The sequence below is a fragment of the Bacillus cereus ATCC 14579 genome (assembly GCF_000007825.1).
GTDB lineage: Bacteria > Bacillota > Bacilli > Bacillales > Bacillaceae_G > Bacillus_A > Bacillus_A cereus.
In genome coordinates this window covers 2,045,485-2,066,110 of record NC_004722.1, presented here as the reverse complement: position 1 = coordinate 2,066,110, position 20,626 = coordinate 2,045,485, and the positions used below count along the sequence as shown (strand labels likewise).

Sequence of the window (20,626 nt, the reverse complement as noted above, 5' to 3'; positions counted from 1 at the left end):
TTTCTGCCCCCTTTATTTAAGAAATTGTCATACAAGAGCCTGGACCACCTGCGAATGCTAAACCACAGCTTCCTTGTTCACTATATAAATCTGCAACTTGTTCTCTGTGAGATGTCGGGATAACAAAACGATCTTTATATTTTGCGATAGCAAGAAGACGATACATATCTTCTACATCCTGTTTCGTTAAGCCAAGTTCTTTTAATACAGCTTCATTTGGTTCTTTATTAATTTGCATTGCTCTCATATGCGTTCGCATAACAGCCATTTTTTTCAATGTAAGACGAATATGTGATTCATCTCCTGCAGTGAGTAAATTCGCTAAATATTGAATTGGAATACGCATATTATCAATAGCAGGGAAAATCTCTTCTGCTTGCCAGTTACTACCTTTTCCCTCCACCATATTCATAATTGGGCTAAGCGGCGGGATATACCAAACCATTGGCATTGTACGATACTCTGGGTGAAGAGGTAGAGCAATTTTCCAATCGATAATCATTTTATAGATTGGTGACTGTTGTGCCGCTTTAATCCATTCTTCAGGAATGCCTTGTTTTTTCGCTTCAGCTGCCACTTCTGGATCATTTGGATCTAGGAAAACAGTAAGCTGAGATTCATATAAATCTTTTTTGTCTTCAACAGACGCTGCTTCTTTTACTTTATCAGCGTCATATAGCATTACCCCAATATATCTGATACGTCCTACACATGTTTCTGAACAAATTGTTGGCATACCAGCCTCAATACGTGGGAAACACATTGTACATTTTTCAGCTTTATTCGTTTGCCAGTTAAAATACACTTTTTTATATGGACAAGATGATACGCAGAATCTCCAAGCACGACAAGCAATTTGATCCACAAGTACAATCCCGTCTTCTTCACGTTTATACATTGCACCAGATGGACAAGATGATACGCACGATGGATTCATACAATGTTCGCATATGCGTGGTAAATACATCATAAAGACGTTTTCAAAATCTGTTTTAATTTCTTCTTCCATTTTCTTTACGTTCGGATCTTGTAATCCTGTTATATGTCCGCCTGCTAAATCGTCCTCCCAGTTTGGACCCCATTCAATTTTGTCGATAAATTCGCCTGTAATTGCTGATTTCGGACGAGCAACTGGTTGATGTTTACGCTGTGGGCTATTTGTTAATGTTTCATAATCATAATTCCAAGGTTCAAAGTAATCATCAATTGTTGGTTGATCTGGATTGTGGAAAATGTTCATAAGACGTTTCATTTTCGAACCAGATTTCAGCTGAATTTCACCATTTTTCAATTCCCAGCCGCCTTTATATTTCTCCTGATCTTCCCATTGCTTCGGATAACCAATGCCAGGTTTTGTTTCTACGTTATTGAAGTACATATATTCAGCACCTGGACGATTTGTCCAGGTGTTTTTGCACGTTACGCTACAAGTATGGCAGCCGATGCATTTATCTAGGTTCATTACCATTCCGACTTGTGCTTTAATCTTCAAGCCAATCTACCTCCTTCAGTTTGCGAATTACAACGTTTAAATCGCGCTGGTTCCCAGTCGGACCATAATAGTTAAATCCATAACTTAATTGACCGTATCCACCAATCATATGTGTCGGTTTTACGTGAATTCGAGTTGGACTATTATGTGTTCCCCCGCGGTTACTTGTTAATTTCGTACCAGGTACGTTAATGTGACGATCTTGCGCATGGTGCATAAATGCCATTCCTCTCGGTATACGATGCGTTACAACAGCACGCGCTACAACAACACCGTTACGATTAAAGCACTCAATCCAATCATTATCTGCAACACCCGCTTCAGCAGCGTCCTCTTTATTCATCCAAACAGTTGGACCACCTCTAAATAGCGTTAACATCGGTAATGAATCGAAGTACATACTATGAATCGACCACTTATTATGCGGTGTTAAATAGTTTAGTGTAATCTCTTTCCCTTCTACTTCGGGCCGTGATTTACGGAACGGTTTATGTTGCAGAATTGGTTTAAATGTTGCCATCGTTTCACCAAATTCTTTCATCATGTCATGGTCTAAGTAGAAAGATTGTCGACCAGTTATCGTTCTCCAAGGGATAAGACGTTCCACATTTGTTGTAAACGGTGAGTAACGGCGTCCACCTTTTTCTGAACCTGTAAATGCTGGAGAAGTAATTACTGTTTTCGGCTGTGCTGTAATTTGTTCGAATGTGAAGCATTCCTCTTCACGTTCTTCTGCTAAATCACGTAATTTTAGATCTGTTTGTTTTTCAAGTGCTTCCCATGCTTTTACTGCCATATGACCGTTTGTTGTAGAAGATAGTGTTAATACCGCTTCAGCAGCATTTATTGCTTCTTTAATGTCTGGGCAACCTTTCGCAATAGTATCCGTTCGAACAACTCCTAATTTGCTCTTTAATTGCTCATACTCTTTTTCTGCTGACCAAGAGATCCCTTTCGTACCAATCGGTTGTTTTCCGGCATTTGGTCCAAGTGCTGTCATTTTGTCATAAATCGTTTTATAATCCCTTTCAACAACATGAATTTGTGGCATCGTTTTACCCGGGATTGGTTCACATTCACCTTTACTCCAATCTTTAATCTTGCCAAGTGGTTGCGCTAATTCTTGCGGTGTATCATGAAGAAGTGGTGTTGCAACAACTTCTTTCATTGGTTCAAGATCTATTTTCTTTGCTAAATCTGACACAGCTTTAGAAAGTGAAGTGAAAATATTCCAGTCAGAGCGTGCTTCCCACGGTGAACCGATTGCTGGATTAAAAGGATGCACAAATGGATGCATATCTGTACTACTTAAATCATGTTTTTCGTACCAAGTTGAAGCTGGTAATACGATATCAGAATACAGTGCTGTTCCAGCCATACGGAAATCTAAATTAATGAGTAAATCAAGCTTCCCTTCTGGCGCTTCTTCATGCCACTTAATTTCTTCTGGTCGTAATGAATCACTGTCGTCATTCATTAACCCGTTTGTTGTACCTAATAAATGTTTTAAGAAATATTCATGTCCTTTACCAGAACTCGAAATTAAATTTGCACGCCATACGAATAAGTTGCGCGGGAAGTTGTTTTTGTTATCTGGATCTTCAATCGCAAATTTCAGTTCTTTTTCTTTTAATTTTTGTGCAACATATTTTCCGATTTCTTCTTGCGTTGTTGCACCAGCAGCAACAGCCTCCTTATATAATTCAATTCCATTTCTCTCAAATGTCGGATAAGAAGGTAACCAGCCAAGTCGTGCAGTTAATACGTTGTAATCACCATGATGTTGATAACGAGAGTTTCCTTCCACTGGTGATGCTAAATGTCCAACAGGTGTATCTTCATAACGCCATTGATCTGTTACGAAATAGAAGAAGGATGTACCATTTTGTAATTTCGGTGGCCCTTGCCAATCTTTTGCCATCGCGATTGTTTGCCACCCTTTCGCTGGTCCAAATTTTTCTTGACCAACGTAATGCGCCCAACCACCGCCGTTTACTCCTTGTGCTCCGACGAGAAGTACAAGATTTAAAACTGCGCGATAAATCGTATCTGAGTTAAACCAATGGTTAATACCAGCTCCGACAATAATCATTGAGCGACCGTTCGTATCAACAGCATTTTGTGCGAACTCACGAGCGATTTGAATGATTAGCTCTCGTTTCACTCCTGTTATTTTCTCTTGCCATGCAGGTGTAAATGGTACATCATCATTGAAGTCTTTCTGTTCTTGTCCGCCGAGCCCTCGGTTCACACCGTAATTTGCTAACGTTAAGTCGTATACAGTTGTAACGAACACTTCGCCTTCTTCTGTCATAACCTTTTTCACTGGAATTGTACGTTCTAATACTTTGTTTCCATCATCAGAGAAGTACGGAATTTGTACAGTTCCAATCGATTCTTCCATTCCAAGTAAAGAAAGACGTGGATCAATCTTTTCACCTGTTTCTTCATCTTCTAAACGCAAGTTCCATTTCTTTTCGTTATCCCAACGTGAGCCCATTGTGCCATGAGGTGTTGCAAAATCATTCGTGTTCTCGTTCCAAAGAACAGGTTTCCATTCTCCTAACTTCGTTTCGCGTCCAATATCAGCAGCGTTTAAGAAACGATCAGCAACGAATTGATCTCCTTTTTGTTTCAATGTGACAAAGAAAGGAAAATCAGTATATTGCTTCGCATACTTTGTGAAATATTCCACTTGATTATCTACGTAAAATTCTTGTAAGATCACATGCCCCATTGCCATCGCAAGTGCACCATCTGTACCTTGTTTCACACTAATCCAATCATCCGCAAACTTTGTAGATTCAGCGAAGTCAGGACTGACAGAAACGACTTTCGTTCCTTTATATCGAACCTCTGCTAAAAAGTGAGCATCTGGTGTTCTCGTCATCGGTACATTTGAACCCCATGTCATAATGTAACCAGAGTTATACCAGTCACTACTTTCTGGTACATCTGTTTGATCACCCCAAATTTGCGGAGAAGCTGGTGGTAAATCTGCGTACCAATCATAGAAACTAAGCATTGGTCCACCCATAAGTTGCATAAAGCGACTACCAGCTGCATGACTTAACATCGACATAGCTGGAATTGGCGAGAAACCAACATTTCGGTCTGGACCGTATTTCAATACTGTGTATAGTAATGAAGCAGAAACAAGTTGTAACACTTCATCCCAATTCGCACGAATGAATCCCCCTTTACCACGCGCCTGCTTATACGTACGTGCTTTTTCAGGGTTTTCCACAATGCTTTTCCAAGCGCCTAATGGGGACTCGTTATTTTGTAATTCTTCTTGCCACATATCCCAAAGAACACCACGTACATACGGATATTTCACACGAAGCGGACTATAAATGTACCAAGAAAAACTCGCTCCACGTGGACATCCTCGTGGTTCAAAATCAGGCATGTCAGGACCTGTCGTTGGATAGTTAAGCTCCTGTCCTTCCCAAGTCACAATTCCATCTTTCACATATATATTCCAACTACATGAGCCAGTACAGTTTACGCCATGTGTAGAACGAATTACTTTATCATGCTGCCAACGCTTTCTGTACACATTTTCCCATTCGCGATCTTCATATGTTTCTTGTGTATGATTATCGTTATAACGATCTATTGGTGAAAAATATTTTAAACGTCTCATTAGTGCTGAAGGTTTTTTCTTCATACTGTTCACTCCTTTAATACGTCTCTCTTACATACCCTTACTATAAGAGAGGTTGTAAAATACAGATGTGACATTTCGCACAGTTCAAGAGATTGTCAAAAATTCAGTAGAAAATAAGTTTGTGAGAAAATCTTGTGTTCCGTTGTGAAGATTATGGTTAATCTTAATTATTAGGAGAATGGTATTTTGAGGTATCGACTATTTTGCAAAAGAAAAAGAGTTTTGATATTATTTCAAAACTGCCATAAGGAAAAGAGTATAAATTGTATGTAAAAATATTTTTCCCAATGTTATTATTTTATATCGAGTCTTATTTTACATAAAACTACAAATCATTATTTACTGTATTGCCCTTAGTTACGGAAACAATTATACTAGATGTAATTGAAATAAATAATCTGAATATTCTCATAATTTAAGTTAGACCTTTACTATCTACATATAGAATTAGAAATATGTCCACTAAATTGATTAGAAAACGATAATAACATTAGGAGGATTACGATGCCCCAGCTTGATTCATTACATCCCACTGTAGAAAAAATAATCAATAATATTGAAAAAATAATGGTCGGAAAACGAAAAGAAACAATCTTAGCTTTGACAGCTCTCTTAGCTGAAGGTCATGTGCTATTAGAAGATGTTCCTGGTGTCGGGAAAACAATGCTAGTACGTGCTCTTTCTAAATCCATTGATGCTGATTATAAGCGAATTCAATTTACACCTGATTTATTGCCGTCAGATGTAACAGGAGTTTCTATTTATAATCCGAAAGAGCTCCAATTTGAGTTCAAGCCTGGACCAATTATGGGGAATTTTGTACTTGCTGATGAAATTAATCGTACATCTCCAAAGACACAATCTGCTTTACTTGAATGTATGGAAGAAGGCAATATTACAATAGATGGCATTACAAGACCTTTACCAAAACCGTTCTTTGTCATGGCTACACAAAATCCGGTCGAATATGAAGGAACATATTCTCTACCAGAAGCTCAGCTCGATCGTTTCTTATTGAAACTAAAAATGGGATATCCTACACCAGAGGAAGAATTTGAAATTTTAAACCGGATGGAAAAAACAAATCCACTCTCTCAATTACAAACCATTACTACAATACAAGAATTACTTTATTTACAACAAAGCGTACGGGTAGTAAGTATGGACAAAGCAATTAAGCATTACATTGTAAAGCTTGTTAATCAGACTCGTACGTACAGTTCTATACAGTTAGGTGCAAGTCCACGTGGCTCGATTGCTTTAATGAAAGCTTCACAAGCTTATGCATTTATCCATGGCAGGAATTATGTTATTCCAGACGATGTTAAATTTTTAGCTCCTTACGTTTTAGCACATAGACTCATTCTAAAAATGGAAGCAAAATTTGAAGGAATAACTGGCGAACAAGTTATCGCAAAAATCGTTGCACGAACTACCGTGCCTACTCAAAGGACGATGAACCCTTGATGAAACGAATGCTGCGAGCGCTATATCACGTTATAAAGTTATTGCTACTCCCTTTATGCCTAGTCTTAACATTTATGTACGCTATGTTTCAAGGCGGGTTTGTCAGTTGGTTTTTGTTTTACAGCATAATTCCCATTGCTCTTTATTCGCTACTACTCCCCTTCTACGCTTTACGGGACGCTGAAGTAAAGCGAATAACAAACCAAAATGGATATGTAGTAGGAGAACAATTTGTAAGCACGATTACAATAAAAAGAAAATTTCCTTTTCCCTTACTTTATTTAGTTATAGAAGATGAACTGCCACCACAATTTATAAGTTGTAAACAAACAAAGATGAATAAGGTAGTACTCTTCCCAGGATTGAAACGAAATATTTCGTTTCAATATGTTATTGACACAATCCCTAGAGGCGAGCACACTTTTTCAAGCGTTCGTGTCAAAACCGGCGATTTATTCGGCATGATAGAGAAAGAAGTAACTTTTTCAGTTCCAGATACATTTTTAGTCTATCCCCAGTATGTAGATATAGCATATCGACAATTGGAAAATCATTTCGAACAAGGAGCGCTTTCAGCAAATATAAATTCAGCAAAAGACTCTACAATCTCTGTCGGTGTCAGAGACTATAAACCTGGTGATCGCTTTTCATGGATTGATTGGAAAGCAACTGCACGAACAAACAATATTATGACAAAAGAGTTTGAACAGCAGCGCAGCCATAATGTCATGATATTCATAGACAGAACCGAGTCTCCTCTATTCGAATCAGTCGTCACATTTACTGCCTCTATCGTAAGGGCTGTCTTGAAACAAAATTCACCAGCATCATTCGTGTCTATCGGAGAAGAAAAAAAGTATCTTCCCTTTAGACAATGGAGATACGCAGTTACAACAAATCCTTTGTCATTTAGCAAAAGTGCAAGCAGACAGTGTATTCCCGCTCTCCCAGAGTGTAGACATGGAACTAAAAAAAATTTATGAGCCCGTCACGGGTATACTCGTGACCAGTAATCTTTCTCCCGATATTCAAAAGGCGGCTGATTGTGCTGCTATAAAAAATAGAAAATGTATGGTTTTTGTCGTGAAAGAAAAAGCGAATCAACTTTCACACCGAGAAATCAGTATAATAGAAACTCTAAAAAAACGACAAATATTTGTAAACACGGTTTATGAAAACCGGTATACAAACGTGTTTTTTGAGGTGAGCAAATGATAACATTACAAACAAAATACAAGTGGGATACGAACAGATTCTTTATGCATGCATGTGTATTTCTTCTTTTACTAGAATGGCTAAGACCTCTTATAGGCATTACAAATGTAGGTAGATTAGATATTTTCGTAACATTTATAGGAATTTGCTTCGCTCTCTCTTTTTTTCAGACGAGGTGGCAGATTCCAATAAAAATTATCACAGTCCTATTTATCATTCATTCCCTATATTATAAAAATGCTTTTATAAATCTATCTTGGCTAACAACATTCTTTTCTGATATGTCTCGAAATTCCTCCCTATTTTTCCAAGGGAATTTACTAGATATTTCTCCAGTTTTTCCGACCGTTTTATTTTTTCTCTCATTTTGGTTTTTGAGTTCTTTCACTTCATTTTGGATTATTCATAAAAAACGTGGGTTTCTATTTCTTGTATTGACTATTATTTATATCGCAACTTTTCATAACTTACATTTATACAATGCAAACTACGCTATTATTCGAACTGTTGTCATCGGATTTTTTATGCTTAGTCTTCTTCAAGTAGAACGAATAAAAGAGCGTGAACACTTACAAAATTATGCTAGGGAAATCTCAAAATTACTTAGACCACTTACAATATTTATTGTATTATTAGCAACCATCGCATACTTTGCTCCAAAATTTGGCCCTCAATGGCCAAACCCAATGGATTTTTTAAAATTCAACACATCTGAAGCAAGTAAAGAACAAAAAGTTTCTACAATTGGGTATGGTTTAGATGACTCGCGATTAGGTGGTCCTTTTAAGGCGGATCCTACAATTGTTTTCACAGCACGAACGCAAAACAAACACTATTGGAGAGTAGAAACAAAAGATTTCTATACAGGAAAAGGCTGGGAAATTTCTGAAAATCCGAAAAAGATTTCTTTTAAAAATAAAAACGACGTCGTAAGCTGGTACGAACAAAATACAAAAACGGAAACGACTGAGGCAACAATTACCATGCAAAAAAGTTACCCTCACCTTACCTATCCAGCAGGATTAGTATCAGTTGAGGCTTCTTCTGATGTATCATACAGTGTTGACCCGTTTTCAGAAAAAATTTATACAATGAATGAAGACTCTTCTACTACTTTACATTCGTATAAAGTAACATATGAGATCCCTGAGTTTTCCATAGAAAACTTGAAAGCTGTAAAAACAAATGAAGGTCAAGAAACAAACCCTTATTTTATGACAAAGTACACACAACTTCCCGAGTCATTACCACAGCGCGTAAAAGACTTGGCTGTCAATCTTACAAATGATAAAGACAACCGATATGATAAAGTATTAGCTATTGAAAATTACTTCACAGACAACTCTTTTACATACGAATCAACGAATGTCTTATTCCCTGCCAAAAGCCAAGATTATGTAGATCAATTCCTTTTCGATACAAAAAGCGGCTACTGTAATAATTTTTCGACGTCTATGATTGTACTACTTCGTTCTGCAGGGATTCCTGCTCGCTGGGTAAAAGGCTATACAGAAGGAACTCTTGACAATACACTTGCCTCTGCAGAAGGTGCGGATGTTTATACAATCAAGAACGATAACGCACACTCTTGGGTCGAAGTATATTTCCCAGGATACGGATGGATTCCATTCGAACCAACAAAAGGATTTACCAATCCCTATAATTTTATAAATAATACGCCTGCTCCTATTTCACAAAATAGCGAAGCAAATAATTCTAATAACGAGCAAATACAACAACGAAATAATGAAGCAAAACTTAAAAGTTTAATAGAAAATACAGAAGAAGCTTCTACTAAAAAGGTCACAAATTCTAAAACTAGTTTTTCTTGGTGGTACGTATTCCTCTCTACGATACTAATTAGTATTATAGGATACATTCTCTTCACCACTAGAATGAACTGGATGACATTTCTTATTATTCATTTCTATAAATACCGAAAAAATGATGCTGTTTATCAAAAAGCTTACGGTGCACTTTTAAAACAATTTGCGAGAATTGGCATACCACGGAGTGAAAGTCAAACATTCCGAGAATACGCTCTCCATATCGATACACTTTACAACTCGGCCGATATGCAACAACTTACTGCCAGTTATGAGAACGCTATGTATAAACAGGAGCAGGCTGCAGAAGAATGGAAGAAATCTGTACACTTATGGGAAGTGCTTATGAAAAAAGCAGCTTCTCTACCTAAATCAGATGGCTTTGATACAGTTATTTAATCTTGAAAATGTGAGTTTAAAGAAAACGTCTCAAAGAACTACATTGTTCTTTGAGACGTTTTTTAATAAAGTGAAACTCCTAATTATTCTCCAAGCACCTTCTCAATCTCAACCTCTAAATCTACCGGCTTCGTCTGCGGAGCAAAACGCCCTACTACTTTCCCGTCTTTTCCGATTAAAAACTTCGTAAAATTCCATTTCACTGCTTTCATACCAAGTAAACCTGGTGCTTGTTCTGTCATGTATGTATATAGAGGGTGAGCCTTATCACCTTTCACATCAACCTTTGCAAACATCGGGAAGTTTACACCGTAGTTTAATTCACAAAAACTAGTAATGTCCGCTTCTGTACCTGGTTCTTGTCCCCCGAATTGGTTACAAGGAAATCCGAGTATTTCGAGTCCTTGGTCTTTATATTTATCATATACCTCTTGTAATCCTTTATATTGTGGTGTGAAACCACATTTGCTAGCTACATTGACAATAAGAAGTGCTTTTCCTTTGTAATCTTTTAACGATTTTTCTTCACCTGTAATTGTTTTAGCTGAAAAATCATAAACTGTCATTGTCTTTGCCCCTCTCTTCACTATCATTCTATGTTTATACTATACTACATTCGTGAATATACAGCTCTTATTACGTACTTATAAGTTGTAATGATAGCGCTTTATTTCTGTTCGAAAATTCGACACAAACTACTAGACTTTTATGATGGAAAGTTTTACAATTGAATTGTGAACAAAATGTGACAGTTTATATTCCATTATAAAAGAAAAGGATGGTGTTCATTATGAAAACTGCACAACATGAAACGATTTCAAATCGCGAGTTTTATTTCGTACTATATATGATGTTATTGTATGTTACTGGCTGGGTAATCGATGTAAATGGTTTATTCTTAAGCTCCTACTTTAATTTAGCAGGAGAGATTATGCTTCCATTAGTAGGCGGGATTGTTGGACTGTTCATTATGTCTGTTAATAAACAACAAACGAAATAATAATATTACAAAAAGGCAGAAGACGAGCTTCGTTTTCTGCCTTTTTTCTATTTTAGCGTATAATAAAAACATGCAGTATATAAGGAGTGGTAACTATGAAAAAAGTAGAGCAATTATCTTCTCACCTATATCTTATTGATGATTTCGATTTACAGCATAATGAACGAACAGGTACGTACGTTTTATTAGGTGACGATATTACTTTAATTGAAACTTGTGCAGCCCCTTCTCTTCCGTATATTTTAGACGGCTTACAACAATTACATATTGATTTAAACGATGTTAAAAACATTATCGTTACACATGTGCATTTAGATCACGCTGGCGCAGCTGGTTTAATGATGGAAAAGTGCCCAAATGCTACGTTATATGTGCATTCTCGTGGTGCTCGTCATATGATTGATCCAACAAAACTTATTTTAGGTGCAAAAGCTGTCTACAAAGAAGATTTCGATAAACTCTTTGACCCAATTCTTCCAATTGAAGAAGAACGTGTTCATATTGTACAACATGGTGATATGTTAAAAATTGCAAAAGACCGCCACCCTTACATTTTATGATACACCAGGACATGCGAAGCACCATATTAGCATTCACGATTCATTAACAAACGGGATTTTTACTGGCGATACAATTGGAATTTATTATAGAGAACTCGCAGACGTTGATGTAGAGTTATATCTACCATCAACGTCCCCCTTCACAATTCCAACCAGATGCGATGATTGCTTCTAAAAATCACATTCAAAGCATGAATGTAGATACTATTTATTTCGGTCATTACGGCGCATCCTCTCATGTTACAGAAGTATACAATCAATTGGAACATTGGCTACCTATTTTCGTTCAGACTGGTAAGGAAGTCTTTGACAAGTATAATGATTTCGAATGAAGCGACTAAAGCTTTACAAACTTTGTTAATGGATAAAATCTCTTCTCATCTTACAAAGTTAAACGTTCCATCAGATCATTCCGTTTATAATATTTTACATTTAGATATAGAAATTAGCGCAATGGGCATTATTGATTATTTCACGAAGCAAGAAAAAGCAAACTCCACTATTAACTAACAGTAAAAGAAGAGATATACAACAGTAGTTATTGTATATCTCTTCTTTTTTTGAATATATTTTGAGTAAAGGATGGTGGAATATAATGCAAAAATTGATGCTATACCTCTGCTTCACATTATTTATCGTCTTATTATTATTTGTAGGAGTAAAAATTCAATTTTATTTAGATACAGATGCACAAGTGAACTTTAACGTTTATCCAAGATTATTCTACTTTACACTCTTCCCTCTTATAGTTGGCATTTTATTACGATTCCTTCAATCTATTAATCGCGAAACGAGTAAACAAAACTGGAGCTTTCAACCGGATAAATTTATTGCTATTACAGTGCCTACACTATTCATTTCCTTTTCCCCAGCACTACTCTTTTCACCACTTGCCGAATACCTACCTTATTTAGTTAATATTATTCTAATAAATACAACTTTTGTTACGATTATTAGTTTAATAGCTGGTTATTCCCTTTTAGATTGTTTTATACAAAAGGACAATGCAACGATGAAAAAATATAATTGAATGCTTTATTTAATCGTGCAAGTCAAGGATTGTACTGCCTTGGCTTGTTTTTAGAATACTTATATTCCTGTATAATACAGTTATCGAATAAATTTCGGAGGAATGATACAATGTTTTTTCAATTTTTTCTACTAGCAGTCATTATGTCTTTTATTAGTGGTAGACTCATTGGTACAAAACTAAATCTTTTCAAACAAGCAAGTGCAGCCACTGTAGGTGTTTCACTTACGTCTGCTCTGTATTGGTTTTTATATTTACGTTATCAAGATGAATCGGTTGTCGGTGTTGATAGATATTTTTGGCTAGGAAGCTCATTAATTGTATCGATGCTTTGTTACCTAGTTTTTGAATTATTTGATCCTATTAGGCGTGGCGAAATGGATGACGTAGTAACGGAAAGCCGAAATCCTATTTCAAAATTCTTCGCTAAGATTGGTAGACAAAAAAGATATATGCGCGTCTCTTCTATTGCAATAAAACACGGAATGGGAAAATATTTAGCTTTAAAGCGCTCACCAGAAGCAGATCGTAAGCTCGCCACTTCACTTCGAAATACACTAGAAGAATGCGGTGGTGTATTTATTAAATTCGGACAAGTTTTATCAACTCGCTCTGATTTATTACCACCTGTTTTTATTCACGAGTTATCAAACCTTCAGGAAAATGTAACACGTTTATCACAAAAACAAGTTGAAGAAATATTGAAAAAGGAACTACATACACCAAAAGATGAAATCTTCAGCTCCTTTGAAATGGAACCGTTAGCTGCCGCCTCTATTGGCCAAGTACATAAAGCAAAGTTGAAAGAAAACGACCAGGATGTCGTCGTTAAACTACTACGTCCTAATATTTCTGAGACAATTAAACGTGACTTAGATATTTTAATTCACTTTTCTTTATGGATTTCCAACAAATCAACTTGGGCTAAAAATATCGGCTTTCTTGATTTAGCACATGGCTTCTCTATCGCAATGAAAGAAGAAATTGATTTCAAAATTGAGGCTCGTAACTTCGAACAAGTGTCTGATTCACTAAAAAATAGTGAAACGAAAGTAAAAATACCGAAAGTATATAAAAAATACAGTAATTCAAAAATACTTGTGCTTGAATTTTTAGATGGAGTAAGTGTTAAAAGTGGGTCAGCATTATTAAATGAATTACAAATTGATACGAAAAAAGTACAACGGCAACTCTTTGATTGTATTTTAGAGCAAATTTTCTTTAAAGGTATTTTCCATGCAGACCCTCATCCAGGTAATGTGTATATTCTTCGTGATGGCACTCCTGCATTACTTGATTTCGGTTCTGTCGGAAGATTAGGAACCCTACAACAAGATGCATTCAAGCGGCTACTTATTGGCTTTGAGCGCAAAAATTCATATGTCTTGCTTGATGGACTGCTTCAATTAGTTGAAAAGAAACCAAATGTTGATAAAGAAGGATTAGAACAATCTATCAGCCAATTATTAATCCAAAGTACGTACGGCTCTACAAACGGTTCTGAAGAATTTATTCAAGGGTTGTTTCAAATAATCGCTGAGTTTGAATTAGCGTTTTATCCAATGGTTGCAGGGGCTTTCCGCTCTCTAATTACGCTAGAAGGAACGATGCTGCAACTAAATCCCGAATTCAATTTAATGGACGAAGCGAAGCGCTTTGCGAAAGATCATGCAGCTAGTTTCATGCCAGTTAACAATTATTCTAGTTTAAAAGAAGCTGCAACAAACGAATTACTCGCTATGTTACCTGCCATGCGACGCATTCCTAGAAAACTAGATGATTTAAGTTCAAAACTAGAAAACGGAGAACTATCCGTTAAGGTTGGCTTTTTCTCTGACGAAACAAATGCATCGTTTATTACTACATTTATCTCACAATTCCTCATTGCGTTTATTGGAACTGCATTTGGTGGGATTTCGGTAGGCGTATTGCATTTAGCAAACAGTGCGACAGAGCCAAATGATCAATTTTTAAGTGTCGTTGGTTACGGTGGTTTATTTATAAGTGCGATATTACTTGTAAGAGTCGCTATTCATGCGGTAAGAAAATTTAAGTAATAATAAAATGAGTATACAATCACGTAGATTGTATACTCATTTTTTATTGTTTACATAATCAATATGTAATAGTTAAACGAAAGAAAGCTTTGAGCTTTTCTACTTATCGCACCTTTTCATCTACATACTCCATAAACTGCTCCGCTTTAATAAATCTTTCTTTGTACGCCTCAGGTACTTCTTCTATTTTTATTGCACCAGTTGATTTTGTCTTCACTCGTACTATTTCATGTGTCATTAAAGCTTCCATATAGCGATCAAACTCTTCTTGCGTTAATACTTCTTTACTAGATTTATGACCATTTAATTTATCAAAGTATGGTTGAAGGCCCATACTTACCTTTTTCATTTCTTCTCTTTTTGCTGGTGATAATCCATCATAATCTATATTACCGTTCGAATCTCCGTACGCAAGCTTTGCATTAGTTAATTTTTTCAGTTCTTTTGTAAACTCTTCATATTCCTTCGCACCCATTTCATCTTTCGCTTCTGATAATTTTGCATTAAAACGCATATACGTTTCTAATGTCATTGCTCCGGCATGTTTTTTTAAATTCTCAAAAGATCCATATATACCATCCGCCATAATAGATTGGTACGCAAAACCTGTCGTCGGGATTAAAAGAGCTGCTGCAAGTACTCCTGCGATAAGGCGTTTCTTCCTCTTACTCCCGCCGTGCTTCATTTTTATTTGCACGATTACTTTTTCTTTTAAATCCGGCGGGGCAACAATACCCTTTGCTTCTTCTTGTATAGATTCCCTAACTCTACAATCTAAACTCATTTCACATTCCCTACCTCTCCTAAAAAAATTTCTTCTACTTGCTCTTTTTGACGTAGTTTCTTTAATGCCGCATGAATTCTAGATTTCACTGTACCGATTGGAATATGTAATATTTGTGCTACTTCTTCTTGTGAATAATCGTGTAAGTATCTTAAGATAATAACTTGTTTCAATTTATACGGTAATTTATGAATGAGTTCGATTAGTTTTTGGTTTGATATTTTACTTACAACATCGTTAGAAAAATCAATTTGCACTGGCTTTCTTTGCTCTTCTGCTTTTTTTATAATTCGTAGTCGCATCCACCTCTTTCTTCTATAAGAATGAATTTGTTTAATCGCAAGCCCAATTAGCCAAGGGCGAAATGGCTTCTCGCTATCATATTTACGAAGCGATTCATATAGCTGTATGTATACTTCTTGAACGACATCATCTACATCCGTTTTATCTTCAATTAAAAAATGTGCTGTTTTATATACTTCTTGAATCGTTACATCATACAATTCGCTATACGCTTCTTTATTGCCTGATAAAGTTAATTGAATTAAATGTGCGTAATCTATTTCACCCTTCATATTCCAGCCCTCCTTTGTCTTACACTATATATTGGCAGGTAATTCATATTTCGTTCGATTTTTCCGAAAAAGTTTTTTATATAAATTAATATAATGATCCACTGAGTTCATAAGCTTCACTTATAACCACACATAACTATTATATAATTTTCCAATTTCTGATAAAGATTTAAAATAATTTATATAGTCAAATTTAGGAGGACATATAATGAAAGCTATCGTTGTAACGTCGTTCGGTGGTCCTGAAGTGATGAAATATACAGATTTTGATATACCGGCTATTTCAGAAGATCAAGTTTTAATTCGCGTAGTTGCTACTAGTGTAAATTTCGCTGATATTAAATCACGTTATGGTAAAAAAGGAAATAAAGCACTACCTTTTATTCTAGGTATAGATGCCACTGGTATTGTAGAACGTGTCGGTTCTCATGTGAAAAATATTCACCCTGGACAACGTGTCATTGCTTTTCCTCAAAATGGATCTTACGCAGAATACGTTGTTGCAAATGAAAATCTTACTTTCGTATTACCCCATGAAGTTGACTTTCAAACTGCAGCCGCTTGTCCAATCGTATCTTTTACAAGCTATAATTTACTCGCAAATGTTGCAAGGCTTCAACAAGGTGAATCTGTACTCATTCATGCGGCTGCTGGCGGAATTGGCACTACTGCTATTCAACTTGCTAAACTATTAGAGGCTGGAACAGTTATAGGCACTGTCGGAAGTGAAGCAAAAAAAGAAATTGCTTTAGATGCTGGAGCTGATTATGTTATTTGTCATCAAGATGAAGATTTTGTAGAGAAAGTCAATGAACTGACAAATGGTGAAGGGGTTGATGTAATTTTAGACTCTATTTCTGGAACGGTTTCTGAAAGAAGTTTAAACTGCCTTGCTTATTACGGTCGCCTCGTTCATTTCGGTAATGCTAGCGGTGAAATTGGTAACTTTCAAACGAAAGATTTACATGCAAGTTGCCGCTCTATACTCGGTTTTAGCTTTGGAACCACACGAAAAAAGCGTCCTGAACTGCTCCAAGAAACTGCAAATGAAGTTTTCCGTTATTTGCGTGACGGACGTTTACAAATTAAGGCTACGAAATCTTTTCCACTTCAAGATGCAGGGAAAGCACATGAATGGGTCGAAAGTAGAAAAAGTACAGGGAAAGTAATACTAACTGTTCAGTCCTCTTCCTGAAATGAATACTGGAAACAGAGGTGGCATTCATGGGATCACGAATTATGCATGTTATTATCGCTAACGGTATTGCTGAGAAACTATCTATTCACGATAAGACTTCTTTCTTACTTGGAGCTGTAGCCCCTGATGCTGTTCATTCAAAAAAAGAAAAAGGAACCTCACATTTTTATGCCGGTACAACGAAGAACTATACGAGAAGAATAGATTATGATTCATTTTTTCATAAATATGAATCACATATAAATTCCCCATTTATTTTAGGCTATTATACCCATCTCATCGCCGATGATAATTGGCTAAGTGGATTTTTTCTACCTTGGCTAAAAAATAGAATAGAGAATGACGAAACTATCGCACCCCTGTACTATAACGATTTTAAATTGTTAAATGCAAAGTTGCTTCATCATTACGATCAAGAACAACAGCTTTTCTCTCTTCTCAATCAAGAGGCTCACATTGTGGATATTGAAGAGGTTTCTAAAGAAAACGTTTTAGCTTTTCGAAAGTATCTTTTTGAAGATATGTTGTATCCAAAGCAATATTTGCATGAAGACTTACAAGTATTTACGTTTGACCAAATCGTTGGCTATATTGAGACAGCGATTGAAAAAGGAGTATTTTTTATTAAACAACTCTCTAATGAAAAATCCACTTCAAAAATTTAATCCCCCTCAAATATATTTGAGGGGGATTTTCACATAGCAATATTATTATTGGTTCTTCTCCATAACCGCAAAATAATTCCCTTCGCTATCAGCAAAGTTAAACACTTTACCAGAAGGCATAGTTACCATTTCTCCAACAGTAACATTTTTGTTTGTTAAATCTGTATATAATTGATCAAGATTTTCTGAGAAGAACATTAAGGACGGTGTACCAAGATTCAATTCTGGGCTCATTTTAGAAATAACTTCTTTATTATGTAATATAATGCTCGTTTCTGCACCGTTAGTCGGAGCAATTTCAATCCATCTCATTCCTTGCTTGTTATCTTCCTCTGCTACTACATGAAACCCTACCTTTTCCGTCCAAAAATTTACTGCCTCATCTTGATTATTTACATATAACATAATTTGTCCTACTTTATGGATCATTACATTTCCCCCTAATGGTTTTTATATTCTATGTAGCTTTCTACAAATACTATCGTTATTCCTTTTGAGTTGGTATGTACTTCTTTGCAAAATTTATCGACTGACTCATCCCATCCAGTTCATCAAAATAATCATTTCTTTCAATCATGTTATATCCGTCGAATCCAATTTTATCTAATACTTTGAAGAATATATCGAAATCTACTTCACCATTCCCTGCTGCGACTTCTATATACTTAGTTGAACGATCATTTTTCACTTCTTTACAATCTTTAATATGAGTTTGTACTATATAATCTTTTAATAGTAATAAACCTTCTCCCGGATTTTCATTTACATCACTTATTATATTTGCTGGGTCAAAGTTAACAGCTAGTCCTTTCGAGTTTGCAGTTTCTAAAAATCGTTTTAATACTATTGCTTTTTCAGATCCCGTCTCAATGGCGAAGAATCCTCCAAATCTGAACGCTAAGTCCCCTATTTCATTACAAACACGTAGCATTTTATCATAGTAGGCACTTTTTTCATCATCTGGAACTTTTCCAATATGAGCTGTTATGATCTTTGCCCCAAGCCCCAAACCTCTGTCAGTAATATATTTAAACTGATCTATTGCACTCTCAGCTTCTATTCCCATAATTCCATTTTCTCCAAAACTAATTGCTAATGATGGAATCTTTATTCCATTAAAAGATAAGCTTTTCTTTAAAGTATTCCATTCTACCATTGAGATATTAGCTAAGTTAAAGTTTTTATTCATAGCATATAATTGAATATATTCTAAATCCCATTCCCTTGCTTTTTGTATTCCTTCGTTTACTTCAATATGTTTCGTATTTAAAAACATTCCTAATTTCCTATCCATATGTGTACCTTCTTTTTATTATTTCGTGTCAGTTTAATATTCGACTTTTTTTATATTATTTCCTCGTATAAACCAAATAAATAAACTACCCTTTTTTCGATACTCCCAGTAGAAGCATATATATGATAGGCACATTAAAAACACTAATACAATTCCCATTATCGCTTGTTTACAAACAAAAAAGACGTAACTACAAATGGTTACGCCTTCCCTATCATTTATCTAGGCTTTTTCTTCCCAGTAAATGCTGGTTTCTTTTTCTTTGGTGCTTTCGGTTTCGTTTCTACAAATGATCCCTTGAACATTTCTTGCTTCGTAAATACGATGCCTAGTTTTTTCGCAAATTGTAGTAATTTACGCTCTTCTTGTGGTGTTACAAGAGACACGACAGTTCCTTCTTTACCCATACGTCCAGTACGTCCTGAGCGGTGAATATATTGGTCTACTGTGTCTGGTAACTCTAAATGAATTACGTGTGTTAAATCGTCAATATCGATACCGCGTGCTGCAATATCAGTAGCAAGTAGAATTTCTAATTTCCCTCCGCGGAAAGCACGCATTGTCGCTTCACGCTCTTGTTTACTTGCTTCTGCATGAAGAGCTGCTGCTTTCATTTTACGGAATTTCAATTTCTCAGTAATTTCATCTAAACGGAATGGGTCGTTTAAGAACGCAACTGCTTTTACATCGCCCATATGCATAATTCTTCTTACGTAATCATTTTTTTCGCGTCGCTCACAAATGATATACGTATGCTCAACTAAGCTTTTTGATTCTGCACGTGTTACACGTACTAATTGTGGTTCCACTGCTAAATCACGTGCCGCATCTTCTGCCGCTTTTGTCATTGTCGCCGAGAAGAATACTAATTGACGATCGCGCATCGTTGATTTAATTACATCTTGCACTGCGCCCATCATTTTTTGCTTTACAATTTGATCAAACTCATCAAATACAATTGTTTTTACTTCATGCATTTTTAGCTTTTTCATACGAATTAATTCTAAAATACGGCCTGGTGAACCGACAATTACTCTTGGGTGTTTCTTTAATTTTTCAACTTGGCGCTTAATATCTGCACCACCAATTAAAGATGCACCTGAAATTTCAGTTCCTGCTGTAAACTTTTGAACCTCTTCATGAATTTGCATTACAAGTTCACGTGTTGGCGCTAAAACAACAACTTGTGGCTGTTTTACTTCAGGATTAATTTTATGTAAAAGGGGTAATAAGTACGCTAATGTTTTTCCTGTTCCAGTTGGAGATTCAGCTATAACGTCTTGTCCTTCTAAAATAGTTGGAATCGCTTGTTTTTGAATTTCAGTTAACTCTTTAAAACCAGCCTTCTCCCAAGCTTGTTGTAAAAATGGTTGCATATCTTTTATCATTTG

At 36.0% G+C, this 20,626-nt stretch carries 15 protein-coding genes and 2 pseudogenes; 9 read left to right on the top strand and 8 right to left on the bottom strand.

Annotated features, from left to right (window positions below):
* Positions 1-16: 16 nt before the first annotated feature.
* Complete coding sequence (narH, locus tag BC_RS10620) at positions 17-1,492, bottom strand: nitrate reductase subunit beta (protein ID WP_000692661.1); 1,476 nt, start codon at positions 1,490-1,492, stop codon at positions 17-19.
* Positions 1,482-5,165: a nitrate reductase subunit alpha gene (locus BC_RS10615; protein WP_000729051.1), complete on the bottom strand. Its 3,684-nt coding sequence runs from the start codon at positions 5,163-5,165 to the stop codon at positions 1,482-1,484. The genes narH and BC_RS10615 overlap by 11 nt, the downstream gene beginning before the upstream one ends.
* A gap of 504 nt (positions 5,166-5,669) precedes the next feature.
* Between BC_RS10615 and BC_RS10610 the strand changes: the two genes are divergently transcribed.
* The 3 genes and pseudogenes from BC_RS10610 to BC_RS10600 all read left to right on the top strand — a co-directional run bounded on the left by BC_RS10610 (position 5,670) and on the right by BC_RS10600 (position 10,072).
* The gene (locus BC_RS10610) at positions 5,670-6,632 is read left to right on the top strand and encodes an AAA family ATPase (RefSeq protein ID WP_001135810.1); all 963 of its coding nucleotides are present in this window, start codon (positions 5,670-5,672) and stop codon (positions 6,630-6,632) included.
* Positions 6,632-7,847: pseudogene (locus tag BC_RS10605) on the top strand (DUF58 domain-containing protein). Before BC_RS10610 ends, BC_RS10605 begins: the two are co-directional and overlap by 1 nt.
* Positions 7,844-10,072 carry a transglutaminase TgpA family protein gene (locus tag BC_RS10600; RefSeq protein WP_000631786.1) on the top strand — a complete coding sequence of 743 codons (2,229 nt, stop codon included), beginning with the start codon at positions 7,844-7,846 and terminating at the stop codon, positions 10,070-10,072. Before BC_RS10605 ends, BC_RS10600 begins: the two are co-directional and overlap by 4 nt.
* An 83-nt stretch (positions 10,073-10,155) precedes the next feature.
* On the opposite strand, the gene bsaA is transcribed toward BC_RS10600, so the two are convergent.
* A complete protein-coding gene (gene bsaA, locus BC_RS10595) occupies positions 10,156-10,638 on the bottom strand; it encodes a glutathione peroxidase (protein WP_000219440.1) in 483 nt (160 codons plus the stop codon).
* 224 nt (positions 10,639-10,862) lie between these two features.
* Between bsaA and BC_RS10590 the strand changes: the two genes are divergently transcribed.
* The 4 genes and pseudogenes from BC_RS10590 to BC_RS10575 all read left to right on the top strand — a co-directional run bounded on the left by BC_RS10590 (position 10,863) and on the right by BC_RS10575 (position 14,719).
* Positions 10,863-11,072, top strand: coding sequence for a DUF3925 domain-containing protein (locus BC_RS10590; protein WP_000844985.1), 210 nt, complete (start codon positions 10,863-10,865; stop codon positions 11,070-11,072).
* Positions 11,073-11,167: 95 nt separating this feature from the next.
* A pseudogene (locus BC_RS10585) lies at positions 11,168-12,142 on the top strand (MBL fold metallo-hydrolase).
* Between the two features lie 85 nt (positions 12,143-12,227).
* The gene (locus BC_RS10580; protein ID WP_001170914.1) at positions 12,228-12,662 is read left to right on the top strand and encodes a hypothetical protein; all 435 of its coding nucleotides are present in this window, start codon (positions 12,228-12,230) and stop codon (positions 12,660-12,662) included.
* 110 nt (positions 12,663-12,772) lie between these two features.
* Complete coding sequence (locus BC_RS10575) at positions 12,773-14,719, top strand: ABC1 kinase family protein (RefSeq protein WP_000466006.1); 1,947 nt, start codon at positions 12,773-12,775, stop codon at positions 14,717-14,719.
* A 103-nt stretch (positions 14,720-14,822) separates the two neighbouring features.
* Here BC_RS10575 and BC_RS10570 read toward each other — a convergent pair whose 3' ends face one another.
* Together BC_RS10570 and BC_RS10565 are read right to left on the bottom strand one after the other, a co-directional pair.
* Positions 14,823-15,503: a DUF3600 domain-containing protein gene (locus tag BC_RS10570; protein ID WP_000050673.1), complete on the bottom strand. Its 681-nt coding sequence runs from the start codon at positions 15,501-15,503 to the stop codon at positions 14,823-14,825.
* A complete protein-coding gene (locus tag BC_RS10565; protein WP_000675556.1) occupies positions 15,500-16,078 on the bottom strand; it encodes a sigma-70 family RNA polymerase sigma factor in 579 nt (192 codons plus the stop codon). The genes BC_RS10570 and BC_RS10565 overlap by 4 nt, the downstream gene beginning before the upstream one ends.
* Before the next feature lie 208 nt (positions 16,079-16,286).
* Between BC_RS10565 and BC_RS10560 the strand changes: the two genes are divergently transcribed.
* Positions 16,287-17,273, top strand: a complete 987-nt coding sequence (locus BC_RS10560) for a quinone oxidoreductase family protein (RefSeq protein WP_000644620.1) — start codon at positions 16,287-16,289, stop codon at positions 17,271-17,273.
* Positions 17,274-17,302: 29 nt separating this feature from the next.
* A complete protein-coding gene (locus BC_RS10555) occupies positions 17,303-17,941 on the top strand; it encodes a zinc dependent phospholipase C family protein (RefSeq protein ID WP_000535623.1) in 639 nt (212 codons plus the stop codon).
* A 45-nt stretch (positions 17,942-17,986) separates the two neighbouring features.
* Here the strand turns inward: BC_RS10555 and BC_RS10550 are convergent, their stop codons facing one another.
* From BC_RS10550 to BC_RS10540, 3 genes are all read right to left on the bottom strand, one after another.
* Complete coding sequence (locus BC_RS10550) at positions 17,987-18,370, bottom strand: VOC family protein (protein WP_000581478.1); 384 nt, start codon at positions 18,368-18,370, stop codon at positions 17,987-17,989.
* Between the two features lie 55 nt (positions 18,371-18,425).
* Positions 18,426-19,235 carry a sugar phosphate isomerase/epimerase family protein gene (locus BC_RS10545; RefSeq protein ID WP_000375206.1) on the bottom strand — a complete coding sequence of 270 codons (810 nt, stop codon included), beginning with the start codon at positions 19,233-19,235 and terminating at the stop codon, positions 18,426-18,428.
* Positions 19,236-19,453: 218 nt separating this feature from the next.
* Positions 19,454-20,623: a DEAD/DEAH box helicase gene (locus BC_RS10540; protein WP_000588613.1), complete on the bottom strand. Its 1,170-nt coding sequence runs from the start codon at positions 20,621-20,623 to the stop codon at positions 19,454-19,456.
* Positions 20,624-20,626: the final 3 nt, after the last annotated feature.